General features: G+C 70.1%; 8 protein-coding genes and 1 other RNA gene. 5 read left to right on the plus strand and 4 right to left on the minus strand.

The features are described 5' to 3' along the window. Positions 1-327 precede the first annotated feature (327 nt). On the plus strand, positions 328-1059 hold the full coding sequence (locus VFN12_RS04300) for a GAF and ANTAR domain-containing protein (protein WP_325117363.1): 732 nt from the start codon (positions 328-330) through the stop codon (positions 1057-1059). Between the two features lie 152 nt (positions 1060-1211). Then, on the plus strand, positions 1212-1688 hold the full coding sequence (locus VFN12_RS04305) for an ATP-binding protein (RefSeq protein WP_325117364.1): 477 nt from the start codon (positions 1212-1214) through the stop codon (positions 1686-1688). A 52-nt stretch (positions 1689-1740) separates the two neighbouring features. Here VFN12_RS04305 and VFN12_RS04310 read toward each other — a convergent pair whose 3' ends face one another. The 3 genes from VFN12_RS04310 to map all read right to left on the minus strand — a co-directional run bounded on the left by VFN12_RS04310 (position 1741) and on the right by map (position 3497). Further along, entirely contained in the window at positions 1741-2181 is a 441-nt protein-coding gene (locus VFN12_RS04310) for a VOC family protein (protein WP_325117365.1), read from the minus strand. Positions 2182-2202: 21 nt separating this feature from the next. Continuing rightward, positions 2203-2592: RNase P RNA component class A (gene rnpB, locus VFN12_RS04315), an RNA gene on the minus strand. 56 nt (positions 2593-2648) lie between these two features. Next, positions 2649-3497: a type I methionyl aminopeptidase gene (gene map / locus VFN12_RS04320; protein WP_325117366.1), complete on the minus strand. Its 849-nt coding sequence runs from the start codon at positions 3495-3497 to the stop codon at positions 2649-2651. Between the two features lie 37 nt (positions 3498-3534). Between map and VFN12_RS04325 the strand changes: the two genes are divergently transcribed. Together VFN12_RS04325 and VFN12_RS04330 are read left to right on the plus strand one after the other, a co-directional pair. Then, positions 3535-3723 (plus strand): hypothetical protein, encoded by a 189-nt coding sequence (locus tag VFN12_RS04325; RefSeq protein ID WP_325117368.1) that lies wholly within the window; start codon positions 3535-3537, stop codon positions 3721-3723. 2 nt (positions 3724-3725) lie between these two features. Continuing rightward, positions 3726-4004 carry a hypothetical protein gene (locus tag VFN12_RS04330; protein WP_325117369.1) on the plus strand — a complete coding sequence of 93 codons (279 nt, stop codon included), beginning with the start codon at positions 3726-3728 and terminating at the stop codon, positions 4002-4004. On the opposite strand, the gene VFN12_RS04335 is transcribed toward VFN12_RS04330, so the two are convergent. Then, the gene (locus VFN12_RS04335) at positions 4005-5159 is read right to left on the minus strand and encodes a PQQ-dependent sugar dehydrogenase (RefSeq protein ID WP_325117370.1); all 1155 of its coding nucleotides are present in this window, start codon (positions 5157-5159) and stop codon (positions 4005-4007) included. It lies immediately after the preceding gene. A 76-nt stretch (positions 5160-5235) separates the two neighbouring features. Here VFN12_RS04335 and VFN12_RS04340 point away from each other — a divergent pair, with 76 nt between their 5' ends. Next, positions 5236-6720: a hypothetical protein gene (locus VFN12_RS04340; protein WP_325117371.1), complete on the plus strand. Its 1485-nt coding sequence runs from the start codon at positions 5236-5238 to the stop codon at positions 6718-6720. Positions 6721-6732: the final 12 nt, after the last annotated feature.

Here is a 6732-nt window from a genome sequence, read left to right on the forward strand (position 1 = left end):
ACGCGGCCGGTCTGCACGGGGAACGACGAAGTCCGGACTGCCCTCGTTGTGCACGTGCAGCCAGCGATCGCGCACGAGCGGGACACGGGCACCGCAGTGCGGGCACGTTGCCTTGCGTCGTACGCCGGTGGCGGGAATGGCGAACCTCGCTTCCGGAGAAGCGGGCGAGGTCTGGGCCCAGGTCTTGTCCGCTGAGGTCCCAGCGGGCCTTTCCACCCAAGCACATGCGTCACGCCCCGTCGACCCGTGTGACGGCCCGGACCACACCCCCGGTCAGCTGGTTCCGGCCACTGGGGAGCACGGCGGGCGTGTGTGAGGGTGGGAGACGTGGACAACGAGAAACTGGCGAGGGTGTTCGTCAGCGTCGCCGACACACTGGTCGACGACTTCGACGTGGTGGACCTGCTGTTCAACCTGGTGACCCGGTCCGTGGACCTCTTCGGCGCCAGCGCTGCGGGGCTGCTGCTGTCCGACGAGGACGGCGTGCTGCGGGTCGCGTCCGCCTCGAGCGCGGGGGCCCGAGTGCTCGAGCTGTTCCAGATCCAGCACCAGGAGGGGCCGTGCCTGGACTGCTTCCGCAGCGGCCGGCCGGTCCGCACCGAGCGGCTCGACCACGAGGTGACGAGGTGGCCGACGTTTGCCTCGGTGGCGAGGGAGCAGGGATTCGTGGGAGTCCTCGCCCTGCCGATGCGCCTGCGCGGACAGGTCATCGGAGCACTGAACCTGCTCAGCGAGCACAGCTCACTGCCCATCGCGCCTGACGAGATTCCGCTGGCCCAGGCGCTCGCCGACGTGGCGACGATCGCGATCATGCAGGACCGTCTGGCCCGCAGCCGCGAGCTGTTGGCAGAGCAGCTGCAGGCGGCACTGAACAGCCGGGTGGTGATCGAGCAGGCCAAAGGGGCACTGGCCACCCGCCTCGGGATCGACCAGGACGCGGCATTTGCCCTGATCCGCGCGCGTAGCCGGAGCCGGCGCCGCAAGCTCGTCGACGTCGCGGAGGAAGTGATCAGCACCGATCCCGACGGGGACTGGGGGAGGTTCCGTCAGCTGCGTTGACCCCCGCGCGCAGGCTTTCCTCTCCTTCCCCCAGGGTCGGCGTAGAGTGGCATTCCACGCGTCGCCCCAGACCCTGACGATGCAGCTGGCCCGGACGCGGCGCCCGACAGCGTCGATGAGCTCCTGGCCGGACCTAGCCAGGGGCGGGCACCATGCGAATTCAGGTAGTGATGACTCTGCCCCGCGAGGCGCTCAGCGTGCCGGTGATCCGCCACACGGTGGCAACGGCGCTGGGCACCGCCGGGGTGACTCCAGAGTGCGTGGGGGAGGTGGAGGTCGCGCTCTCCGAGGCCTGCATCAACGTGTTCCGGCATGCGGCGCAGGGGGCCTCGTACGACGTCGTGATCAGCATCGGCGACGAACAGCTGACCATGGACGTGGTCGACTCGGGGGCCGGGTTCGGTGACCTGGGCGCCCCACCCCCGGCCACGGCCGAGCAGGACGCGGAACGGGACAGGGGCATTGCCCTGATGCGCGCGCTCAGCGATCGTGCGGTCTTCGACACGGTCACCGGTGGCGGTCGATCGGTGCACCTGATGAAGCACCTGCGCTGGACCGACCCTGGCGTCGACGAGCGTCCCGCCGCCGGTGCGGTCTGGAACGGGGCACCGGATCCGCCAGTCGTCTGATCCGACCTGGCGCCCGACTGCCGTGCGGGTCAGGCGGAGCGTGACGGTTGCGTCAGCCGATCTGCTCGAACAGGCACACGACGATCCCCTCGGGTCCACGCACGTAGGCCATCCGCACGCTGTTCTCGTACTCGCCGATGCCGCCGACGAGCCCGTACCCGTCCGCAGCCACCGCATCGACGGCCGCCTCGAGGTCGCCGACCTCGAAGGACACGTTGCGCAGCCCGAGCTCGTTGGCCATCGCCGTGGGCGAGCCGGGCACGTGGTCCGGGGTGACGAAGCGCGCGAGCTCCAGCCGGGAGCCTCCGTCGGGCGGCCGCAGCATCGCGATCTCACAGCGTGCGCCCGGGATGCCGCAGACGGTCTCCACGAACTCACCTTCCACCGAACCGGTGCCCTCGACCTCCAGCCCCAGGCCGACGAAGAACGCCGTCACGGAGTCGAGGTCCGCGACGGTGATGCCGACGTGGTCGAAGCGCTGCACGTGTGTCATGGGGGTCCATTCTGCGGTGGAGGGATGGGCTGGCCTGTAGGCCGGGTTCTGTACGACGCCTCTCGGCGTCGTGGCGACCATCCATCTACGACGACCGTTGCCGGCCGCCTCCAGCGGTCTACCCGCGTACTCGGGCGGGCCGCCCTCGAACGCACGCGCGCCCGGTGCCAGGCACCGGACTTCTTGACCTTGCTCCAGGTGGGGTTTGCCTAGCTACGCCGGTCGCCCGGCGTACTGGTGGTCTCTTGCACCGCCGTTTCACCCTTACCCCGCACGCGGGGCGGTCTGTTTTCTGTGGCACTTTCCCGCGGGTCACCCCGGGTGGCTGTTGGCCACCACCTCGCCCTGTGGAGCCCGGACCTTCCTCGGCGCACTCCGGGTGGAGTACGACGCGGCCGCCCGGCCAGCCCATCCGGGTCCAAGGCTAGCGGGAGTTGGGATCCTCGTCCGGATCGGCGAGGCACGGCTCAGGGGAGGGTGAGCACCTCGGCGCCGCTGGGCGTGACCAGGAGGGTGTGCTCGAACTGCGCGCTGCGGCGACCGTCGCGGGTGACCACCGTCCAGTTGTCGTCCCACATCTCCCACTCGTGGGTGCCGAGGTTGAGCATCGGCTCGATGGTGAAGGTCATGCCGACCTCGATCACGTCGTCGTACATGGCGTCGTCGTAGTGGGGGACGACCAGGCCGCTGTGGAAGGCGGTGCCGATCCCGTGGCCGGTGAACTCACGGACCACGCCGTAGCCGAAGCGCTTGGCGTAGGACTCGATGACCCGGCCGATGACGTTGATCCGCCGCCCGGGCTTGACGGCCCGGATGCCGCGGTCGAGCGCCTCGCGGGTGCGCTCGACCAGGAGCCGTGACTCCTCGTCGACGTCGCCGGCGAGAAACGTGGCATTGGTGTCGCCGTGGACGCCGTCGAGGAACGCCGTGATGTCGATGTTGACGATGTCGCCGTCCTCGATCCGGCGGCTGTCGGGGATGCCGTGGCAGACGACCTCGTTGACGCTGGAGCACAGCGACTTGGGGAAGCCGCGGTAGCCGAGCGTCGAGGGGTAGGCGCCGTGGTCGCACAGGAACTCGTGGCCGATCCGGTCCAGCTCGTCGGTGGTGACGCCCGGCTCGACGTGGGAGCCGACCAGCTCGCGGGCCTGCGCCGCCAGGCGCCCGGCGATCCGCATCCGGGCGATGGTCTCCTCGTCCTTGACCTCGCTGCCGGTGAAGCGCGCGGGCGCCGGCTTGTCGACGTACTCGGGACGGACGATGTGGGCAGGGACCTCGCGGCGTGCGGAGACGGTGGCGGCGGCAACGGGGGTCATGGATACAAAGTGTAGTTTCGCGTGGTTTTCTTGGGGCATGAGCGGTTACTGGTACTGCGTGAAGCACAAGACCGTCGAGAGCGGCGTCAACATCTGCCCGCCCATCGACCGTCTGGGTCCCTTCGACACCCAGGAGGAGGCCGAGCACGCGCTGGAGAAGGCCCAGGAGCGCAACGAGGAGTGGGACAACGATCCCAACTGGAACGACGAGCAGCTCGAGGACTGACCGTGGCGCGTCGCCCACGCGGGCCGCAGGCGGTCTCCCCATGGCCGTTCGTCGGCATGGCCGGCATGGCCTGCGTCTTCTTCCTGTACGCCGCCAGCGGCCTGCTGGCCCCGTGGTGGGCCGTGGTGGTGCTGCTGCTCATCTGGGCAGCGGCACTGTTCGTCGCCACGGCCTGGTGGTCGCTCCACCCGACGTGGGTGCCGTGGATCCCGGTCGCGCTCGCCGTGCTCTGGTTCCTCGCCCTGAACGCCGGCGGGGCGTGGCTCGGGTGGACGGCCTAGCTATCGCGGGCTCACCCTGACGATCGAGTCGTCGGCACCGTTGGCCGTGGTGACGAGCAGGTCGTTGTTGGGCGCGACCGTGACCGAACGCAGCCGGCCGAACGCACGCAGCGCAGCCGGAGCGCGGGTCCACAGCAGGCGGCCGCGCCGGTCGAACTTCATGAAGATCACCCGGTTCCCCTCCAGGCAGGCGACCGCGAGGGAGCCCTCGTAGGCACCCCACTTGCTCCCGCGCACGAACGCGGCGCCCGAGGCGGCGGGAGTGGCTCCCGAGTCCCATCGTGCGCCGATCTGCCGGCCCGGCAGGGAGTGGTCGGTCATCGGGACGCCCTCGTTGTAGCCGGGCACCGGGTGCCACCCGTAGTCGCCGCCGTTGCGCAGCAGGTTGACCTCGTCCTCGATGCCCGGACCGTGCTCGGCGTTCCACAGCGTCCCGTCGCGGCGCTGGGCCAGGCCCTGGATGTTGCGGTGGCCGTAGGTGTGGACGTAGCGCCGGTTCCGGTTGGCGGCGTCGACGAAGGGGTTGCCCGGCCAGGGCCGCCCGGTCATGCGGTGCATCCGCAGGGTCTTTCCGCCCAGCGACCTGAGGTTGCGGGGGTTGGTGCCGGTCGCGGCGTCACCGGTGCCGACCAGGAGAGCACCGTTGCGCAGGACCAGCAACCGGCAGCCTCCGTGCCTGCCGGTCGTGGTGGGAAACCCGGCGAGCAGGGTCTCCACGAGACGGGCGCGGGTGCCGGCGTCGTCGAGGCGCCAGGCGATCACCCGGATGTCGTGGCCGCCACCCGCGGTGCGCCACCCCTGGCAGGTGTAGAAGCGGCCGTTCCTGCCGAAGCGGGGGTCGACCTCCATCGACATCAGGCCGGTCTCCCCGGATGCCCAGACCCGGTCGCTGGGGAACTGGACCTGGCTGGTGGTGCCGTTCTCCCAGAGCCGGAGACCACCCGCTCGCTCGGTGATCAGCAGCCGGCCACCGCCGACCGGCTGCACGTCCCAGGGGTGGGTCAGACCGGTGACCTGGCGGGCTGCCTGCAGGGCGGGGATCCGTGGAGCCACGCCGGCGGACGCCGGGGGAGAGGCGTCCTCGACGGTGGCGACCCCCGGCGCGGCGGGGGCCAGCAGCAACAGGCACAGGGCTCCGAGCAGCGGGATGCGCATGACCAGCACGGTAACCCCGGACCGTGCGGCTCGTTGGGCCTCGTGGACGACTTTCCCTTCAGTGGAGGCAGTTTCGATGGTGAACAGGAATCTGGTGCGCACGACGGCCGCCGCGGGGGTGCTGGCGCTCTCCGTGTGCGGTCTCGCGCCGGCGACGGCCCACGAGGGCGGCGACCTGCCCACGAACACGCGGGCGGCTCAGGTCGAGACCTCCGGCGAGGGCGACAAGATGAGCTTCGTCGCCAACCTGCAGTACAACGACTCGGGTGAGGCGCAGAACGGTTCCGACATCGAGTTCGTGCGGCTGGGAGGGCGCGACTACGCCCTGGCCGGGACCTTGCGCGGCGGGATGCAGATCATCGACATCACGCGCCCGCGGTCGCCGCAGCGTGTCGCCGTCTACGACTGCAAGGTGACCCAGGGCGACATCCAGGTCTGGCGGAACGACGGACGGGTGCTCGCCAGCTACACGGCGGACAGCACGTTCGGCGCTGCTGGTGCGGCGTCGCAGTGCGCCCGGGACCTCGACCTCGACTCCACGGCGTCGGGCACCGTCATCGTGGACATCACGTCCCCCCGGAGCCCGCAGACGGTGAGCTTCCTGCCGGTGCCCCGTGGCTCGCACAACATGACCATCCACCCCAGCGGCGACTACCTCTACAACTCCAACTCCGACCTGATCACGAGCACGTCGCCCACCATCACGATCTACGACATCTCCCAGCCCAGCGCACCGAAGAAGGTGCAGGACTACCCGATCCCCTTCGTCCCCACCTCGCTCGGGTCGGAGTCCCACGACATCACCTTCAACGAGTCCGGGTCGCGGGCCTACGTCGCAGCGCTGTCGCAGACGCTGATCCTGGACACCACCGACCCGGCCGACCCGCAGCAGGTCGAGCAGATCGTCGACCCCGCGATCAACGTGGTGCACCAGTCCGACCCGGTGACCCTCGAGCGTCCCGACGGCACGCAGCGCGACGTCCTGATCATCACCGACGAGCGGGCCGGAGCGGCGGCCAGCGCCGAGTGCCCGGGTGGCGGCCTGCACGTCTACGACATCACCCAGGAGCAGGACCCCGAGAAGATCGGGACGTGGTTCATCCCGGCCACCACGGTCCAGGACGGCGCGACCTGCACCTCGCACGTGCTGCGGATCTACCCGCGCCAGCAGATGATGACGATCGCGTGGTACGCCCAGGGGGTGCGGGTCATCGACATCGCTGGCCTGGCCACGGCCGAGCCGTCGTCGGCCCCCGCGTTCGGTGAGGGCATCGGGATGAAGGAGGTCGGGCACTACGTGATGCCCGACTCCGACACCTGGTCGTTCAAGACCAACCGGATCAGGCGCGACGGGTCCTTCTACGGCTACGGCAACGACCTCGTGCGTGGCTTCGACGTCTACAGCTTCGACGGCCTGGACCGCGAGGTCCCGACGTTGACGCCCAAGGACATGTCCCCCCGCGCCGAGTCGACCAGCTCCCGGATGCTCCTCCCCGCGATGGTGCTGCTGCCGGCGATGATGCTGGCCGGGTTCCTGCGCCGCCGTACCCGCCGCAGCTAGTGGGTCGTGGGG

This window comes from Nocardioides sp., from assembly GCF_035703625.1.
Lineage (GTDB): Bacteria > Actinomycetota > Actinomycetes > Propionibacteriales > Nocardioidaceae > Nocardioides.